This is a genomic window from Lacticaseibacillus baoqingensis (genome assembly GCF_003946165.1).
In the GTDB taxonomy this organism is placed as follows: Bacteria; Bacillota; Bacilli; order Lactobacillales; family Lactobacillaceae; genus Lacticaseibacillus; species Lacticaseibacillus baoqingensis.
In genome coordinates this window covers 47,449-66,179 of record NZ_RHOI01000013.1, presented here as the reverse complement: position 1 = coordinate 66,179, position 18,731 = coordinate 47,449, and the positions used below count along the sequence as shown (strand labels likewise).

Genomic DNA, 18,731 nt, shown 5'->3' with positions numbered 1-18,731 from the left:
ACAGGTCGTATCGACTTGGTGTTTTTTATTTTGTCTGAGTGCTAATGATAGTGGCTAACTTGATTGTAAAACGCGGGAGTAATTGGTAATACAGTGATTCCATATTTTTTTAATAGGTCATTTATTTGATGATTACGAACAAAGGCGTCCGGATTTTGTGTAAGATTTCTGCGTATGATTATATTTTCACCATCTGCATTAACATGACGTTGAATTGCGGTAGTCTGAATCAATTCTTTCTTTACACTGGGACCACAAACACCAGTTGCACAACACATCGCCTCTTCAAATATTTCAATTTTAATCGTCTTTCACCTCGCATATTAGACGATGAAAATGTTCAAATTCCTTTTCTATTTGTGTATAATCACGAAAATAGCTGACCGCTAGATTATTTAAAATCAAGTGATTTATTTGCAAAAAGGCTATTTTTACCTTATACAAGTTCTGTTGTATTGTTAATTCACTACTGTATTTTAATTCAAGCAAATTAATTTCTTGGTTGGCTTGAATCAGGTAAACAGCAGAAATTGATTCTATTTCAGCTTTCGTGGCCTGTTTCACTAAAGCATCGACTATGTTTAATCTATTAGCTAATGAATCTTGTTGTGCATACTCAGTTTGCATCATAGCAAGTCATCCTTTCTCAACCAAAAAGACTTAGCGATAACCATAAACCACATAATGTAATGAATAGGACTGGAATCGTGATCGTGATCCCAATTTTAAAATAAGTACCCCAAGCAATTTTTACGTTTTTTTGCGCCAAAACATGTAACCACACTAACGTCGCCAGCGAACCGATTGGTGTGATCTTTGGTCCTAGATCAGAACCAATAATATTTGCATAAACTAACGTTTGGTGCATTAACCCTGATACATTAGCGCCCTTGATCGATAAAGCATTGATCATTACCGTTGGCATATTATTCATCGCTGATGACAGGAACGCTGCCAAATAACCCATTCCCATGGTCGCCACAAACCGGCTACCAGTTGCCATTTTGGCGATAACACCAGCAAGTAATGTTGTCAAGCCAACATTTTGTAGGCCATAAACCACCACATACATTCCGATTGAAAAGAAGACGATGTTCCACGGTGCTCCTTTAATGACTGCCTTAGTATCAACGTGATGACTTTGTTGACCAACCAACAAGAAAATTGCGGCAATCGTAAGTGCAATAAACGAAACGGGAATGTTTAGAAAACTACTGCTAAAATAACCGATCAATAACGCCGCTAACACGACCCAAGAGAACTTAAATAATCGTTGATCTTTGATTGCAGATTTTGGTTCAGCAACCTGATCTGCATCATAATGTTTGGGTAAGGCCTTGCGGAAATACAAATATAAGATACTGATGCTGGCGATCAGTGAAAAAAGATCAGGGATCCACATTCTTAGGGCATACTCGGAAAATGTAATGCCGAAAAAGTCAGCGGAAACAATATTGACTAGATTACTAACAACTAATGGTAACGAAGTCGCATCGGCAATAAAGCCACTGGCAATAATAAATGGGAAAACCTTTTTTTCATCAAAATGTAGGGCTCGCACCATTGCCAGAACGATCGGCGTTAAAATCAATGCCGCCCCATCGTTGGCAAAAAGTGCCGCCACGATCGCACCTAAAATAACGATCAAAATGAACATACGTACACCATTGCCTTTAGCCAGTCGTGCCATATGTAAAGCGGCCCACTCGAAAAAGCCGATCTCATCTAAAATCAATGAGATCAAAATAATGGCAACAAACGACAAAGTGGCGTTCCAAACGATCCCAGTAACGGTACCCACATCTTTAAATGTGACGACCCGAAATAGCAGTGCAAGTACTGCCCCACCAATTGCGGTCCAGCCTATTGATAGCCCCTTAGGTTGCCAAATGACGAATAATAACGTGAGTAAAAATATAAAAACAGCAAAAAAGACTTGCATAATTCCTCCCAACTACCAAAATCAGGGTATCGCTACCCTGATCAATTGATATCTTTATTTAAATCGTTAATAGCGTTTGTTCAAAATCTGGTTGCCACTGTTCCACTGCAAAATGATTGGCCGAAACGTCTTTGACTTTTTCGATCCATTCAACTTCATTTTGTGCCCGTGCTTGTAAACACGGATGCGTGGTTTGTGTAGCCAGCATGCTTTGATTGACCAACCACCATGTATGGGCAATTTGCGCCCGGTTTAAATCTTCATTGAGCCGCATTGATTCGTAGACTGGCGTTGTTTCCGGTAAAGTCACCATCACGATCTCGGTTTGTTGGGGATCTTGCAACCGTGGCAATAGATCAATAATTGCTTGTGGCACGTCACCGGCTGTGCGCTTAACTTCCTGTGCATAGCTTTGAGTGGAATCTAATAGTAACAACGTGTGCCCAGTTGGCGCCGTATCGATCACCACCACGTCACTGTCGTTTTGCGCCACAATATTAGCAAAAGCGCGGAAAACCGCAATTTCTTGCGTACATGGTGAACGGAGATCTTCGGCGACATAATCAACGTCAGCCGCTTTCATGGTTTGGCGAGCCGTTGCCAGTACTTCAGCTTGATAATCTTTCAATACCTGCTGCTCGTCAATATGGCTGATCGTAACTGCCGGATCAGCTGTTTTAAAGAAATCTAGATGATCGGCCGGATCAGTGGTGGCTAGATGAACGGTTTTATGTTGGGCCACTAATTTCTGCGTGATCTGCACCGCAACCGTTGTTTTACCGACGCCCCCTTTGCCCATGGTAAAAATAATCTTTTTATCCGTCTTGATCAGATCAGCAACGATCGTATCTAAGTTGGGATAGTTATTGGTCAGCGGCGGATAGGTAGCTAATGCGGGTTGTGTTGCCTGTAACACCAGGTGTAATTTATTTAAGCCGGTAACGTTGTAGGCGCGTAACGGCACTTCATACTGAGCAAATTTTTTTAATACAGCCGGCATTTGTTGTAGATCAGCCTGTTGTTGCGCAAAAATAGCCTGCGAAGCGTGATCCGTCGGTGTTTTAAGCGTGCCATTAATGATCAACTGCTGATTAGTCATGCCGATCGCGGCTAGTTCTTGTGCTGCTCGTGCTGCTTCAAGTAATGAGGCTTTTTGTGGCCGCGTCACCAACATTAATGTGGTCAAGTCCCCATTGCTTAACGTTGCTACCGCTTTTGCATAAATTGCTTTTTTATCACCCATACCGGCTAATTGGCCTAAGCAAGAAGCACCGCGATCATTTTCATCTAAATAATTATTCCACGCTGACGGTAGCTGTAGCATGCGCAAGGCATGACCAGTTGGCGCCGTGTCAAAAATAATATAATCAAAGCGCTGGTCAACCGCCGGATCAGTTAAAAAGTTGGCAAATTCATTGAATGCCGCGATCTCGACCGTACAGGAACCGGATAGCTGTTCTTCCATATTTTTAACAGCAGCATCCGGCAATACGCCGCGATAAGGGCCAACAACACTTTCCCGATACTCACCAGCTGCGGTCACAGGATCAAAATTGGCGGCAAACAACCCTGATACACCATTGATTGCTTGCGGTTTATTGGTTAATGCTGTATTGAAAACATCCTGTAAATTACTAGCTGGGTCAGTTGAAACGAGCATCACTTGATTACCAGCATCAGCCAAATTAATGGCGGTTGCACTGGCCGTCGTTGTTTTACCAACGCCACCTTTACCGGTAAAAAACAAATAATGAGTTAAATTAGCGTTTTGTGGTTGATAGTCCTGCATTGATATCCTCCTCAGTCACATAGATATTTATCTATATATAATTCAAAAGAAATGGCCGCGCCATCTCTTACCTTTAGTAAAATTTAGCAACAGCCACCATCACCGCCACAGCAACCGCCTGTTTGCTCAGCTGGCACGAAAACTAGCCCAGTATAGTCAGATAATTCATCGATCGTTGGGTACGCGCCCGTTTTAACGATCTGGCCGTCAACCACGGTGATCGGTAAAACAGCGTCAGCATCATCCTTGATGGCCGCTAAAATATCGGCTCGTTCACTAAAAACATCAGGATTATTACTTAAATTGTAACGGTCAGCTTCAATCGTTTTAACACCTTGTAAAGCATCAAAGGCAGACGTGATCATTAAGAGATTTTGATCAACGGACGGACCACAAACCCCAGTCGAGCAGCACATTGCTGGTTCAAATAATTCAATTTTTTTCATTTGTCATAACAACCTTTCCTGAAGCACATTCTTCACAATCAACACAGCCGTCATCGTGGCAAATACAGTGATCATCACTTGATAATAATTGCGCCGTATCCTGCTTAAAGGTCAGCATAAAATCGGGGCGTAACGTATAATGCTGCCACTTACCTTCCTTGCGTGCCGCAACAATACCAGCATTTTGCAAAACTTTCATATGGTGGGATAAAGTCGGCTGTGAAAAGTCGAAGTGCTCTAAAATATCACAAGCACACAAAGAACCACAGGAAAGCAGATCAATAATTTTTAAGCGATTTGGATCGGCCATTGCTTTCAGCATTTGAACATACTTTTGATAGTCCATTTGTAAGCTCCTATTCCATAATTAAGGTAATCTATTAGTTAAATACGCTAATAATAAACATTGATGTTACAGTGATACAGACTGAACTTGCTACTTTTGGTTTTGGCTTAATCAACAACAGAAAGCCAATCCTGTTTAGCAGAAAATATTCAACAAGCAGATACTTCTTGCTAATCAGTGTTGCCAAAATGAATGATTATGACCGCTTTCGTGGTGATTTTAGGGAACTTAGTTGCAAACTCCGCAACTGCATTTCCTCAACTCAACTTGCTTCGATCACCGCAAGAAACATCGTATTTTGTAAACATAGACGCGCATCTATATCTATAATATAGACCCATATCTATGTAAGCGTCAAGCTTTATTTTGAAATAAAATAGCAGCATCTATTTTAGATCATACTGAATAATCACATTCTTCCATGATTAGTTTTTTAAGCCGATAGATTAACCAACTTCAAACTTGGATCGATATTTCGTTTTGAAAATAACTTATTCAAATCCATAAAAGGAAGTCCATATGTCCAGGCGGCCTTTTTGCGGTACCAATTTTGGTACCATAATTTGATAATCATTGCTTATTATTGCTCAATCGGCCAAATTTCTATACAAAATTGGGAGAAAAAGATACCTAAACTTTCAAATCAACGGCAAACAAAAAAGCCCGTTTTATCAGGCTTTTGGCTACTTAAATCTCATATTATCCCGCTGCTTTTTTACAATATCTAGTCATTTTTTATAGTGAGCTTCCAGTCAACCATTGGATTTGTGCCATGAAAAAAATCTCCTCCACTTCTATGTAAATTCATTGTACAGGTAATTTCCCGAGCTTGCCAAACTGAGACAAACCCTACATGTAGATATATCACTGAGTACTGGTCACCTAAAGAGGAGCGCCTGAAACTTATTCAAACCAATATTACGATCTTGGCTGGTATCTATTTTCTGAATCAACCTCTTCTACTGCTTTCGGAACTCGATAATACAAATGATTGTCCTGAATCGGCAATTCCACCGGTTGGTGATATCCAGCCACCTCCGGAAGAACGGTACGCGAAGGAGCAGTTTCTGAAGTAATCTGTCCAACTAAATTCTGGGAAACCGGCTCATATGTAAAGTCTGATTTGGATTAAGTTCCAGGTTGGCTACCCCCCGTTATCACGGCTTTCCAGCGGTGAGCTTGTTGTCTATCAATATGAAAAGCAGACTCTTGCTTGGTGTGCCATTCTTTTAATGATCTCTGAGTGTTTTTGGCATTAGCACTAAGTTTCAAATATGTGGCTCCAGCTCTTTCTGGCGAAACCTCAGAATTGCTGAGTACACTAACTAACCGATTCGGTCCTGAAGTGTGTCGAGCAGAGCCTTTTGAGCTGAAACCAAAGGCAAAATTTCTTCCGTATGTTGTTGATACCCTTCGAACTTTTTCACTCCGCTCATCTCTGCCAAAATCAGTGAATCGATCTGGTCTAAAAGTTTAGCCACGTTTTCTTCAAGCCTACTCACTTGTACTCGAGCAATCTTTCGTTCATCATCACTGCTCATAATTTCATCGTTATATTTTGCAATTTGACTTGTCTCTCGGATGACCGAATGGATTTCAGAAAAAAGTGCTGTATTCTGGATATTTCGAATTTGGTCGTGTGATCGACTGATACTATCAAGTTTGTTATCAATTTCAGTCGTGTAACACTGACCGACCACCTTCGATGCCACAGCCACCACACTAGCTGCCGCACCCACTTAAGCAACTAGTGTCGACACAATCTCGGAATATTCTACTGTCCTCATAAGCTGAAGGAGAAATATAGCTTTTTCATGATTGCCGCCATTAAATTGCGGCGTTCGTTTAAGAATTCCTCATAGCTGTTGAAGTCCATTGTCTTCAAGGATTCCGGAACAGCATTCACTGCAAAGTTTTCTTTGGTCGCAAATTGCGTTACCTCAGGATCACTCAGATATTCATTTGGTGCTTTATCAGAAATCAAAAGATTACGAGGCTGTGATAGATATACATAGTTAGCAATTTGATTGTATCGTTCTCTCCCAAAGCCGTGTTTCTTCAAGTATGCTCGAGGAAATATATGATGAATATTTCCTTCCTCAACCACAGCATCAGAGACTTTCAGATTATCTTCTAGCCATAATGGGCTGTTAGCTTTTACTTGAGCCATCAAAAATATATGCCACAGATTGGATCCTGTGCTAGATGTACTTAGCTGCTGTGGCAGCGTAGTTGACCAGAATCCATCGTATAATTCGATCTGCTCATATTTTGCCAAAACTGCAAGGGGCGCATTATTTCTAAATTCTTTGATATCCAGTTCACTTTGGGTCTCTGAGGAGCCACTGTAACGTTGCGTCAGAACCGACATGAACAACCAGCGACGAACAAGATTTTCAAGCTGAGAATTGGACAAATCTTTTGAATGCTCGGTTTTAAGGAGCAGAAAAAGCGCATATGCGAAGTTGAGCGCACCCGTACCTTGTAGCCGCACTCGACTATGGTTCAGCATGCCCATGCCTCGCAAAATCAACATGAAACGCTGAAAATTACTCTTATCTGTAAACTGTTTTATCCCATCGGCAAGAAGTCCATAAGTGTAATCCATCGCCTCTTGTGTATATTGTTTTGTCGCAAAATCTCGACCCGAAACTAGACTAATCAAGTCCGCATGCTTGCCACGGCCGAAAACAAAGTTCAGAATCACATGAAAAATATCACCAAACTCGGGTCGGTACAGGTCTGTATGCTCATTTGCGACCCATGAGATCCAAGAATAATACTCCGACTTTGAAAATTTGGAGTCATTGTTGCAAATGTCTTCCAAAGCAGTGGGATCACGCATCAATCGGCTAAAGTACTCAACCACTTTTCTTAGCATATCGCCATGGTGCTCATCATCCGAAGATAGTTTAGACATAATTAAATCAGCTGAAGACAATACTGTTCCCTTCGAATTAATTCTGTTAAAGATTTCAGTCACGGCATCCATATCAAGCTGATCTGATAATTCAATATTCCCGATTTCGTTACTGGTTAGAGCACGCAAATGTTGAATTGCTGGAGCAACAGTATCAGGTTCAATACCATTTTTCTGTGCAAACTGGGTAATATAGCTAAAATCACTGTATCCATCAACAAAGAGTTCAGAAATGTCATCAATCCAGGTCGAGTCTTTGGCAATTGCAGGCGTTCGTGTTGCAAAAATCTCTTTTAACGGATTAAAAGCAATACGAATTCTACGCTTGACAAAGTGTTTATCCATTACTGATTCGCCAGCAATTGCTGCACCCAACGCAGTAAGGCGCTGCTGTCCATCAATCATCAGCGTTTTACCACGCGATGTTGAACCGTCTTTTAAACGAATGACCGGGTTTGTCCAAGTAATGATGTAACCAACTGGGTAGCCGCGATATAACGAATCGATCAAATCCCTGACTTTATATGATTGCCAAACAAATGGCCGCTGCATTTCTGGTAAGCCAATTTTACCTTCACCAATCCAATTGATCAAATCACCAATTTTATTGTTCTGAACCTGATATTTTAGCCTCTCAAATGATGCCATAAGTATTTCCTCTCCTGCCTATCAGCACTTTACTGTTGTACAAATATATTCCAACAAGCGATATAATTGAAAAACCATTGGAGTCTACAAACCCATTGAAGCGTTTTAGTGAGAGGACATGGGGTTGAAATTTTCTTTACCTAAAAAATAGGAATACAACACAATGGTGATCTCCTATTAGACACCCTCGCTATTCTCGCACTTGTATTCACTAAATGCATACGGACTTTGGGGTAGTATGAACTAAAGCATAATCTTGATTATACCCTATTATTTTGTGACGTCTGATTTTTAGACTTGTTTTAACTATCTTTTTTTCAACCGCTCGTATTCAGCACTTACCTCTTTGCCACCTAATGACACGTTTGCGACCACTTCTTGTTGCGGCAGATTATAACGAAATGGTGATGTGCGTTAATGGCATTATTGCCAGTTTTCCAAGGGCTTTGGGGAGCGTACTTTGATATTTTTAAAGGAGCCAGCTGACTTTGCCGAAAATACCCAAATTAAGCGCGAATTTGCGTTTCAATGATAGGGACTATTGTTAAATAGGCCTGGTGGCTCGTACCAGGCTTGGCAATATTGACTTTTGTCGAGATCAGCAAATAGGCGGCCTCGGCTAATATTTGCCGAGGCCGCCTAGAGACCGTTAGAATCAGATTTTGATCAGGGATCAGGCATATTTTTTCATATGTCCTGTAACGAAAACAAAAATCGAGGCAATTTTACTGACATCCTCAGTTTTCCGTATCACTGATGTCTAGAAGGTTCACTCCTGCTCAAAATAATAATCGCCTAAACTATAGGTCTGCACCGGTGTCACAAACAACTGATACTGGGCCACCAACTCCGCAATTCGCTGACCATCAATCATGGTCACGATCCGATTGCCTTGGACTGCTTTAGCTTTGGCTTGTTCTGTAAAGTAAGATGTCGTGATAAAGATTCCATATTCCGCATTGAACCCATCCATCACCCCTTTGAACTTATCAATTTCGGGTTCAGATACAGGGTGTTCAGCATAGCGTTTCGCTTGTATCGCCACACGTGCGGTGCGGAATTCGTCGGATTCAAAATAACCATAGCCATCAATGCCATGGTCTGCAGTGGCCACGATTCCCAGTGTCTTATCGATGGTGACCCCCATTTTTGAGATCAACAGCCGCGCAAAGCTTTCAAATTTTGTTGGTGAAAATTGTTTTAGCTGCGTCAAAAGCTGTGTCTGCCAGTCAGTGTCGTCTGCGGTATCATCGTCACCAGCAGTCGCGTCATCTGATGCATCTTCTGCTTCAGCTTTGCTTGCTTGTCTGGCCAGACGAATTTGTTTCTTCTTCTCCCAATAAGCCGCCATGGCTTGGGTTTGCGCTTGCGTGGGGAACTCCGCGAGATTAGCCGTGCGACCCAATTCTGTTAAGACGATATCCGCACCGCGCTTGAGCGGCTCAATATACCCAATGGCAACCAGCTCTTGCAGGCCAAAATTAAAATCGAAGTTGAACGGCCGATACTTCTTTTGCGTCTTTTTAGCGATAATTTGGCCGTAGACATCATTATAGCTGAAGCCGCTATGATCATCGTCAGCGATGACCGCTTTTAACTTTGAACGCGACGCCACCCCGCCAACACTTCGCAACGCCTGAATCACTGCCAGATTAGTACTTCTGCGATTATATCTCACGACTTCTTCCTCACTATTTCTATAAAAAATGGTGTACTGCCAAATCATATACTTGTCTTCAGTTTACACTTGGCAGATTGCTGCGCAAATCCCAATCATCTACTAGCGCGATTTCTTCTCAGTGAAGCGATCAACCCTTAAGCGGTCAAGCCAAAAAGCATCTACTGCTTCTAGCATCAGTGCTGCGGAGAAGATACTTCTAGTTGCTTTTTTTCTTGCCACCATCCTTATTCACAAAACCAACCTAGTCAACATTCAACGCACGATATAGGCTGAGATCGACTTCTCGCTCCAAACGCAGTGTGAACTTGATTAGTTTTGTCGCCTTGTTGTCGGCATTTTGCTCGATTGTGTCAACTGCTTGAATGACCTTGGCGGATCCAAGATAATAAAAATCATTGCCTTCACGCTTATCATCATCTGACTTCTTAACGAACAATTGGATCATGCCAAAATCAGGATAATCGATCACGGCTTTTTCTGTTTTGCTGGCCGTTGTCCGCCCGCTCTTTGAAAACCAGGTCATGGTTGAACGGTCGAGGAATTCATCTTCATACGCCATTTTATTTTGAAATTGGTCGGTTTTTTCTAAGGCAATAAAGATCGGGAAATATTGCCCATCAGGCCGCATGATATAGCCACCGACATTTTGCCCGTTTTGTTCATCTTGCCAATTCAAAAGTTTAATGACATCGGCACGGTAATACTTTTCGCCAACCGTAAAACGATTTTCATGCTGCACTGAACTTTGATGCAGCTCCCACAAATTTGCTGCCAAGGTGTCCGCCACAAAGTGTTTGAACACCGGCTCTTTTAAAGCGTCCTGAAAGACTTCAGCAAGGTGCCAAACACCATGTTCTTTATGGATCAACGGTTCGTTGCCATATTTTTCTTGATTCTTCTTCATGAAGTATGACAAGTTCAAGATTCTTTCCACACTAGTCAGCGATTCATGGTCGCAAAATATATGCTGCGCCTGCATCGCGCTGAGAATCTCCGAGTCTTTCAGTGCATGTTGGGCAATCAAAGTTTGGAGTACCCAAGCTTCAAGCGGACGCTTGGCGACGGCAACTTCTCTAGATAAGAACAATAAGAATGCATATTGTGTATGCGATAACGGGGTTAACTTGACGGTTTCAAATTTTTGCTGCATATCGTACAGTGTCTTGAATTTCGCCACAATATCCGGCACTGCAATACTGCTGAATTTGGCAAAATCCAATAACATCGGCGCGCGCAGGCCAATCTTGTCCCGAAGGTTGCAATAAGCCGACTTAAACCGTTTCATGTCATCAAGCCGAGCCTTCGAAACCGCTTCTAAGACGCGTTTGCGTGCGACTTCTTCAAAGTGGATGGTTGAGACCCCAGAAATACTAGGGCTAATGATTTGTTTGCGGATTTTTTCCTTGTTACTCGTATGCGATTGATCAAATGCCATCGGGATCATGTAATTTTGATCATAGTTGCCGATAAAATCCAGCACGGTCACAGATTCTTTACCTGGCAGCTTGCGCAAGCCACGCCCAAGCTGCTGTAAAAAGATAATACTCGACTTGGTCGGACGCATCATCACAATTTGGTTAAGAATCGGAATATCGACCCCTTCATTAAAAATATCAACGGTGAGTAAATACTGAAGCTGTCCCGCTTCCAGCAACTTAACGGCTTTTTCCCGCGCCTGCACGGTATCCATAGCAGAAACAAACTGCGCATGAATGCCTCTTGCATTCAACTTTTCAGCGAGTTCTCGACCTTCTTCGACGCGACTAACAAAAATCAGCCCATGAACACCACCTTCACGCGGCCCATAATAATAGGTCTTGGCGATCAAATAATTCACCCGTTCATCAGACACCAGATACCGTAAATTCGTCTTGTCGTCGATCACCTGACCATTTTGTTCATAATCAGTCACTCCAATATAGTGAAATGGCGCTAATAAGTCATGATCCAAAGCATCTAGCAGCGAAATTTCGTAGGCCAGATGATAATCGAAATATTGATAAACATTGGTCCCATCAGTGCGTTCCGGCGTTGCTGTCATACCAAGCATGAACTGCGGCTGATAAAAAGCCATCAACTGTTGATACATCGACTTTTTATCACCTGCGGGCTTTTGGCTGACACGATGGGCCTCGTCAATAATGATGTAATCAAAGGCATCGCGGCCAAGGGCTTCTCGTACCGACGGCTTAGAAATCATGTTCACGGTCGCAAACAAATACTTACAATGAATCTGATGTTCAGTACCACTCAAAATACCATAATCTGTATCAGGACCACCTAGGACTTGGCGAAAACTGGCTAGCGATTTTCTGAGGATCTGTTCTCGATGCACCACAAACAATAAGCGCTGAGGTTGAAACTGTTGCACGTCAAAAGCGGCTAAATAGGTTTTCCCAGTCCCTGTTGCCGCCACCACCAAACCTTTTTTAGCCTGTTCGACTTGTCTTAGCCGCTTCAAGGCCGCCAATGCCGGGCGTTGCATCTCGTTAGGGACAATCGGGCCTTGAGGCTTTTTAGGCGTGACTGCTGGCGGCTGCGCCAGACGATGCCAGTCTTTTCGATAAGTGGCGATCCATTGCGAAGTTAACGGTAAGGCTTGAGCCCATAAATCTTCCAGATTGGCTTTCACGTCGCAAACCACATCCCCACGTTCCGTGGAAGTGACCCGCAAATTCCATTCGAAATTCTTCTTTAGCGCATTTTGCGTCAAGTTGGCACTGCCGATCAAAATGCTTTCATATTCCCCATGATCAAAATAGTATGCCTTCGTATGAAACCCGTCTTGATCGAAAACGCGCACATCCAAATTCGGTATTTGCAGCAAATCCGCAAAAACATCGGGATTATTAAAGCCCAAATAAGTCGATGTGATCAACCGCCCTTTGACGCCGTGCGCCGCAATATCGGCTAAAGTGCTTTTAAGGTCTAATAAGCCGCCTAAGGTGACAAATGCCACGGCAATCGTGAAACTCTGGGCGCCTCTCAATTCTTCTTCCAACGAATCTAAAACAGTGCTGTTTTGATTCGTCACCAGTGCCGGCTGAAACCGTGCCAACGCTTGCGTTTGATTATCAATAAAGCCAAAATGGATGCCTTTTGCAATTTCATTATCAGTATTCATAATTAAACCCAGTCTTTGACAATGCTTCGATCACTGCAACATCACTTGGTGCCCATTGCAGTGCCAATGCTTCATCAGCATTGACCCAGCGTAATTCATCATGAGCCACCGTTTTGGTGATGCCACTGTCTAAACGTACATAATAACAATGAAGCATAATCTCCCCAATGGTTAACTCGGCTACCCCGTCGATGTCAAACTTTTGATAAGCCGTCGCTTGAGCCCCAAATTCTTCTTGCAACTCGCGCACGATAGCCGCTTCAGGGGCTTCACCAGGCTCAATTTTCCCACCTGGAAACTCCCAATAACCGCCAAGTGTCCGGTTGGCAGCGCGCTTTGCGGCTAACAATTGATGATCACGCAAAATGATGGCACCCACTACTTGTATCTTGCCCACGTCATTGCTCCTTTTGCTTCAGCTAAATTTGTCTGAAATTTCAAAATCTAAGGTTACCAAAAGGCAGGTAGCTATTTACACCAATTCTCCGGCCCGCCTTCAACAACCATCTCTACCCGACTCACTTGCGCATATAACCACCCGCCAACGCCGCAAGTCATCAAGCCGTTGAACAGGTCGATCACGTGCACAGTCCCATCTGGCGCCCACCTATTGGTCGTTATTGCTATTAGTATAGCATTGCCGAATATTCAATAAACGACCAAGTGTCATTTATTCTCCAAACAAAAAAGACTCCCTTCAGCAGTATCCCTGCCCATCAGGAGTCCCTCAATCGAATTTGTCAGCTGCCCATGTTAACTCTGCAGCGTCTTTTGCATTCAACGTCATAGCCATCATTCCTCCACCTGCTGCTCACTTGGCGTCTTTGTGATCGTCGCGTCGCGCATCCCTGTGCGCGCCCGCAGTGCATAGACGATCGTGACCGTATCAACCACTTCTTGCAACAAGGCACCAATGATCGTCGGGATCACCCCGAAGCTGGCGATCAGCATGAACAAGGTACAAATGGCAATGCCGATGCCCACCGCCTCCTTGGCGACGCGCATGGTGTCTTGGGCGATCACCACCGCACTGGCGACTTTGGTCAAGTCGTCGGCTAAGATCACCGCATCGGCTGAATCAGAAGCGGCAGTGCTGCCATGCGCACCCATGGCAATGCCGACATCCGCCGTGGCTAAACTAGGCGCATCGTTGACGCCATCGCCAACCATGATCAGCGGCCGGCGCGCTTGTGGCACGGTCGCCAGCACAGCCAGTTTGTCTGCTGGCAATTGCTTGGCAAACACATGATCAATGCCGACTTCTTGAGCTACCGCATCAGCGACGGCTTGGGCGTCGCCTGAGATCATCATGGCATCTTGGACACCGAGATCATGCAAGGCAGCGATCGTGCGCCGTGCTTCTGGCCGAGTCCGGTCGGTGAAGGTGATATAACCGGCATAAGCACCGTCCACATTGACATACACTGCCGTGGCCGGCTGCGCCTCTGGTGCTTGGGCAAAATCGGCTTTCCCCACCCGCACGAAGTGGCCAGCTACTGTGGCTTGCACCCCGGCACCGGTCACTTCCGCGACGCCTGTGGTAGCCAGCAAGTGCTGGTCGCCGCTGGCTTGCACCAGTGAACGGGCCAAAATATGCGCTGATTGCTGCTCAGCACTAGCCGCTAGATGAAGTAATTCTTGCTGGGAATAATCAGCCACGGTTTGGATCGCGGCTACTGCCAAGACCCCTTGCGTGAGCGTCCCAGTTTTATCAAAGGCCACAGTTTTAGCGGCGGCGAGTTTTTCGATCGTGGTGCCAGACTTGACGATCACCCCGTTGCGGCTGGTACGGCTCATGCCCGACACCATCGCCACTGGCGCCGCTAAAATCAACGGACACGGACTGGCTACCACTAACACTTGCGCGCAGCGGACGGGATCGCCGGACAATGCCCAGGCGATGCCGGCGATCACATAAGCGATCACCGTAAATGGCACCGCATAGCGATCAGCCATGCGCACAAAACGCGCCGGGTGCGCTTCAGATTCTTTGACCAAGCGCACGATACCTTGGTACTGACTGTCTTTAGCCGGCTTGGTCACCGTCATGGTCAACGCAACATCCCCATTCACAGTGCCGCTTAGCAAATCGTCGCCAGGCGCTTTTTCCACGGGACGGGATTCACCAGTCAAACTGGCTTCATCGACAAGACTCACCCCATCAGTGACTTGGCCGTCGACTGGCACTAATTCACCGGGCTTGACCACGACAATGTCACCGACTGCCACGGCATCGACGGCGACATCCACCAAGCGGTCATTTTCTAAGCGATGCGCAGTGGTTGGTGAATTGTCGAGCAGCTGCCGCAAGTCACGGTTGGCCACTTGACTGGCATAATCTTCTAAGGCGTCACCGCCTGTCAACATCAATAACACGATCAACGCTGCCCAATACTCCCCGACAGCCAGCGTCGCCACGACTGCCGTGATCGCCAGCAGATCCACCCCAAACGTCCCTGAACGCAGCGTCTGAACCATATCAACAAACATCAGCAAAGCCAAGATCCCACCGGCAACTGTGATCAACCCTTGCGCCCATTGCACCTGGTTGAGCCCGAATGCCAAGAACAACGCCGCCGCACCCACACCGGCAACTGCGATCAATCGTCGATATTCACGCATACGCTCGCCTCCTTTTGATAACTTTCTCACTAACTCTATCATATCAAGTTGGCGTAGCGTTTGCATCCATGCCTATAAAAAAGCAGTGGCCCTGATCCGCAGATCAAGCGCCACCGCTGCGTTTACTGAGATCGCACTCAGGCCCCAGTTTCTATTTTTTCCATCGCCGCCACGATTGCTTCTGGAGTCACTTGTGAATCGATCAAAGTGAAGGATTCATCAGGACTGGCCGCGGCTGCCGCGATCGTTTGCATTTTCGCTGGTACGTCTGTGGTGATATGCAGATCCGCCAGCTTGGTCGGCAAGCCGACTGTTTGGTAAAACGGCATGATCGCATGCAAATCGGCGGCGTCGCCGGTATAAGCCAGTTGCACCAAGACCCCATAAGCGACCTTGCTGCCATGTAAAATATCATGTGTTTCCGGAATATGGGTCAAGCCGTTGTGCACCGCATGCGCACCAGCTTGCCGGCCGTCGGCGACCCCAAAGCCGCCAGTCGTCCCTGCCACGCCAATGATCGTATCCGCGACGGCGGTAAATGCCGGGGTGGCATCATCGGCAGCCAACGCTTCTAACGCAGCCGGCGCATAGTCTTGCAAGGTGGTCAAGATCTCTTGGGCAATGGCTTTGGCCACCCGGGTGAACACCGGCAAAGTCGCATCGCGCCCGGCAGTCAAGCCGACCAGTTCATACCACTTGGCCAAGGTATCGCCGATACCGGCAACGAAATAATCATGCGGCGTCGTCAAGATCAGATCCCAATCAACGACTGTCGCATAAGGGGCTTGGGTGAAATACGCCACGCGCTTGAATTGATGATTCGGCTGATAAATCGCGCCGACTGGCGTATACGGCGCACAATTAGACGCTAACGTCGGCACCGTGATCACCGGCTTGGCGAGCAATTCTGCGGTCACCTTGGCCGTATCTAAGACCCGGCCGCCGCCGATGGCCAAAACGCAATCGGCATCTGGTGCAGCGTCAGCAATGCGCTGGGCATCTTCATCTGAGGCGGTGCCATCATAGCGATAAATTGGACAATCCAACTCCGGCGCAAATTGACGATATGCCGCAAACGACTTTTCCCCGGTGATAATGATCGGGTGTTTAAATGGCGCTAACAATTCTGGCAACTCAGCTAATGCCCCGGTATGGTTGAGATAGCGATTGGCGCCTGGACGGATCTCAGATGTGATACTCATAGACATGCTCCTTTTCTTTGCTGGTCGAAAGCGATTACAACTAATTTCATCATACGCAATTTTGGCGTCACTGTCACGGGAAAAGCGGGATCGATCTGCCAGTACAAAAAACCGGCGCGGAGGCATGATTTGGCCTCCGCGCCGGTTTAAGGATCATTTGGCTGCCGCTTTGACGGCCGCTTGTAATTGTGGGTCTTGGTCTTGATATTTTGCGACCAGCTTAGCCACTAACGCAGACAAGGTCTTTTCGTCTGCTGTCCCGTTAGCAGGCAAGTGATTGGCTTTTTGGAATGCCGTCACGGCCGCTTGGGTCGTCGGGCCATAAAACCCATTGATCGTGCCTGGATCTTGGCCAAGCGCCTTCAGCAGCTGTTGCAAGGACTTCACATTGCCGCTTTCATCGCCAAGCTTCAACGACTTAGCCGAAATCGACTTGATGCTCAAATAGTCTGGATAGGCGACTTTGGCCGTTGGCGTCAGGCCTTTCTTGTTGATCCAGTTGCCTTTAGGCGTCAGCCATTTGGCCACTGTCAGCTTGACTTCTGCCGTCTTGCTGATCGGCATGACATTTTGCACCGTGCCTTTGCCATAGCTTTGTTCCCCGACCAGCGGGCTGCCAAGATTTTCATTCAAGGCCGCTGATAAGATTTCACTAGCGGAAGCCGAGTTGCCGTCGATCAAGATCGCCAGCGGCTCGGTGACTTTGAACCCGTCATCATATTTCTTGTTGGCTTTATAATTTTGGGTATTGCCGTTGCGATCTTGGACCTTCACGATCGTTTGGCCGTTTTTCAAGCACATTGAAGCGATCTTCAAGGCTTGATCCAACATCCCGCCAGGATTACCGCGCAAGTCGAGCACAAAGCTGGTTGCCCCTTGCTTGCGCAGTTTCTTTACCGTTTGTTGGAATTGCTTAGCAGTTGGTTCAGAAAAAGTCGCCATGGTGATCACGCCAACGTGTTTGTCGGTTTTATCCAAGGCCCCGACGACCGTATCCGTCGTGATCTTCGCCCGCTTCATGGCAAACGTTTGTTGCGCCGAATTGCGTTTGATGGTGACTTTGACAGTGGTGCCGATCTTGCCGCGAATCTTATCGACGGCAGTGGTGACGTCGGCTTTTTCAACCGATTTGCCATCAACGGCGATCAGCTGGTCGCCAACTTTCAGCCCGGCTTTTTTAGACGGGGTGTTAGGCATGATGCTTTCGATCGTCAGCTTATTGCCTGATTGTTGCACCGTGGCCCCGATCCCGCCAAAAGAAGCACTGAGCGTTGAATCTAAAGAGCTCTTAGAATCATTGGCCAAGTATGTGGAATAAGGATCTTTCAAACTTTCCAGCATCCCATTGATGGCCCCAGCAGTCAATTGCTTGCTGGTGGTCTTTTTGTAATAGCCGCTTTGGATGGTGGCATATGTTTGCAGCACCTGGTTGAACCCGGCTGGCAAACTGGCCGTGCTTGGTGCCGCAGCACTCACGGCAGTATGAGTCAGATACCCGATCACCCCGCCGCCGACCAGCGTGACACTCATCCCCACTGCCAACAACCAAGCAGGCACTTGCAAGTGTGGTTTTTTAGCCAATCGTGTCACCTTCGATCCGTTCGCGGGTTTGATACTCACGGTAGGCATCATCAAATACGCTCATGCTTGGCAAGTAATTCCCATTGAGTTCCAAGTATTCGCTCAGCGCATCAAAGCCGCTTTCTTGTTTTGGAAAACTCTGATCCAAAAACGCATTCTGCGCAAAATCAGCGATTTCCGAGTGATCGTTGGGGTCTCGCAAAGTCATCAAATATTGATAAAACGTCTGGCGCATGCCATCGATCCTTTCTCACCAGTCGGCAAAGCCGCTGGCAGTCAACAGTATAGTGTTGCTGAGTCAAGCGCTACAAGCAGCGGCATTGCGCTTAAGTGACCTCGGTCCGCAGCGTGCCGTGCACACCCAGGCCGGATCAAGTACATGCCTAAAACCAGCTTGCTTTGCAATGTGTTTAGTCCAGCTGCGCAAGCT

15 protein-coding genes are annotated in these 18,731 nt (G+C 45.9%); all 15 read right to left on the bottom strand.

From position 1 onward, the window contains the following. Positions 1-41: 41 nt before the first annotated feature. Complete coding sequence (locus tag EKM91_RS07235) at positions 42-293, bottom strand: arsenic metallochaperone ArsD family protein (RefSeq protein ID WP_274379977.1); 252 nt, start codon at positions 291-293, stop codon at positions 42-44. 7 nt (positions 294-300) lie between these two features. Further along, positions 301-630, bottom strand: a complete 330-nt coding sequence (locus EKM91_RS07230) for a hypothetical protein (RefSeq protein WP_003678453.1) — start codon at positions 628-630, stop codon at positions 301-303. A gap of 16 nt (positions 631-646) precedes the next feature. After that, the gene (locus EKM91_RS07225; RefSeq protein ID WP_054737350.1) at positions 647-1,942 is read right to left on the bottom strand and encodes an arsenic transporter; all 1,296 of its coding nucleotides are present in this window, start codon (positions 1,940-1,942) and stop codon (positions 647-649) included. Between the two features lie 58 nt (positions 1,943-2,000). Continuing rightward, a complete protein-coding gene (gene arsA, locus EKM91_RS07220) occupies positions 2,001-3,731 on the bottom strand; it encodes an arsenical pump-driving ATPase (protein WP_011222022.1) in 1,731 nt (576 codons plus the stop codon). Positions 3,732-3,814: 83 nt separating this feature from the next. After that, positions 3,815-4,177 (bottom strand): arsenite efflux transporter metallochaperone ArsD, encoded by a 363-nt coding sequence (gene arsD / locus EKM91_RS07215; RefSeq protein ID WP_011222021.1) that lies wholly within the window; start codon positions 4,175-4,177, stop codon positions 3,815-3,817. Further along, positions 4,164-4,523: an ArsR/SmtB family transcription factor gene (locus EKM91_RS07210; protein WP_011222020.1), complete on the bottom strand. Its 360-nt coding sequence runs from the start codon at positions 4,521-4,523 to the stop codon at positions 4,164-4,166. The genes arsD and EKM91_RS07210 overlap by 14 nt, the downstream gene beginning before the upstream one ends. Before the next feature lie 1,325 nt (positions 4,524-5,848). After that, entirely contained in the window at positions 5,849-6,235 is a 387-nt protein-coding gene (locus EKM91_RS07200) for a hypothetical protein (RefSeq protein WP_164508497.1), read from the bottom strand. Positions 6,236-6,306: 71 nt separating this feature from the next. Continuing rightward, the gene (locus tag EKM91_RS07195) at positions 6,307-8,091 is read right to left on the bottom strand and encodes a GmrSD restriction endonuclease domain-containing protein (protein WP_125751968.1); all 1,785 of its coding nucleotides are present in this window, start codon (positions 8,089-8,091) and stop codon (positions 6,307-6,309) included. 769 nt (positions 8,092-8,860) lie between these two features. Further along, positions 8,861-9,769, bottom strand: coding sequence for a restriction endonuclease (locus EKM91_RS07190; RefSeq protein WP_225419472.1), 909 nt, complete (start codon positions 9,767-9,769; stop codon positions 8,861-8,863). Between the two features lie 244 nt (positions 9,770-10,013). After that, positions 10,014-12,896 carry a DEAD/DEAH box helicase gene (locus tag EKM91_RS07185; protein ID WP_125751962.1) on the bottom strand — a complete coding sequence of 961 codons (2,883 nt, stop codon included), beginning with the start codon at positions 12,894-12,896 and terminating at the stop codon, positions 10,014-10,016. Next, a complete protein-coding gene (locus EKM91_RS07180; RefSeq protein WP_125751959.1) occupies positions 12,886-13,293 on the bottom strand; it encodes a (deoxy)nucleoside triphosphate pyrophosphohydrolase in 408 nt (135 codons plus the stop codon). Before EKM91_RS07180 ends, EKM91_RS07185 begins: the two co-directional genes overlap by 11 nt. A 395-nt stretch (positions 13,294-13,688) precedes the next feature. After that, positions 13,689-15,518: a heavy metal translocating P-type ATPase gene (locus EKM91_RS07175; protein WP_125751956.1), complete on the bottom strand. Its 1,830-nt coding sequence runs from the start codon at positions 15,516-15,518 to the stop codon at positions 13,689-13,691. A 137-nt stretch (positions 15,519-15,655) separates the two neighbouring features. Continuing rightward, entirely contained in the window at positions 15,656-16,720 is a 1,065-nt protein-coding gene (locus EKM91_RS07170) for an iron-containing alcohol dehydrogenase family protein (RefSeq protein ID WP_125751954.1), read from the bottom strand. A 153-nt stretch (positions 16,721-16,873) separates the two neighbouring features. Continuing rightward, a complete protein-coding gene (locus EKM91_RS07165) occupies positions 16,874-18,310 on the bottom strand; it encodes a S41 family peptidase (protein WP_452233294.1) in 1,437 nt (478 codons plus the stop codon). Continuing rightward, complete coding sequence (locus EKM91_RS07160) at positions 18,294-18,536, bottom strand: YozE family protein (RefSeq protein WP_125751951.1); 243 nt, start codon at positions 18,534-18,536, stop codon at positions 18,294-18,296. The genes EKM91_RS07165 and EKM91_RS07160 overlap by 17 nt, the downstream gene beginning before the upstream one ends. Positions 18,537-18,731: the final 195 nt, after the last annotated feature.

Excerpts from the sequence above, each read along its gene's own strand:
- EKM91_RS07230 (WP_003678453.1), bottom strand. The coding sequence starts at position 630 with ATGATGCAAACTGAGTATGCACAACAAGATTCATTAGCTAATAGATTA.
- EKM91_RS07225 (WP_054737350.1), bottom strand. The coding sequence starts at position 1,942 with ATGCAAGTCTTTTTTGCTGTTTTTATATTTTTACTCACGTTATTATTC.
- arsA (WP_011222022.1), bottom strand. The coding sequence starts at position 3,731 with ATGCAGGACTATCAACCACAAAACGCTAATTTAACTCATTATTTGTTT.
- arsD (WP_011222021.1), bottom strand. The coding sequence starts at position 4,177 with ATGAAAAAAATTGAATTATTTGAACCAGCAATGTGCTGCTCGACTGGG.
- EKM91_RS07210 (WP_011222020.1), bottom strand. The coding sequence starts at position 4,523 with ATGGACTATCAAAAGTATGTTCAAATGCTGAAAGCAATGGCCGATCCA.
- EKM91_RS07195 (WP_125751968.1), bottom strand. The coding sequence starts at position 8,091 with ATGGCATCATTTGAGAGGCTAAAATATCAGGTTCAGAACAATAAAATT.
- EKM91_RS07185 (WP_125751962.1), bottom strand. The coding sequence starts at position 12,896 with ATGAATACTGATAATGAAATTGCAAAAGGCATCCATTTTGGCTTTATT.
- EKM91_RS07175 (WP_125751956.1), bottom strand. The coding sequence starts at position 15,518 with ATGCGTGAATATCGACGATTGATCGCAGTTGCCGGTGTGGGTGCGGCG.
- EKM91_RS07170 (WP_125751954.1), bottom strand. The coding sequence starts at position 16,720 with ATGAGTATCACATCTGAGATCCGTCCAGGCGCCAATCGCTATCTCAAC.
- EKM91_RS07160 (WP_125751951.1), bottom strand. The coding sequence starts at position 18,536 with ATGCGCCAGACGTTTTATCAATATTTGATGACTTTGCGAGACCCCAAC.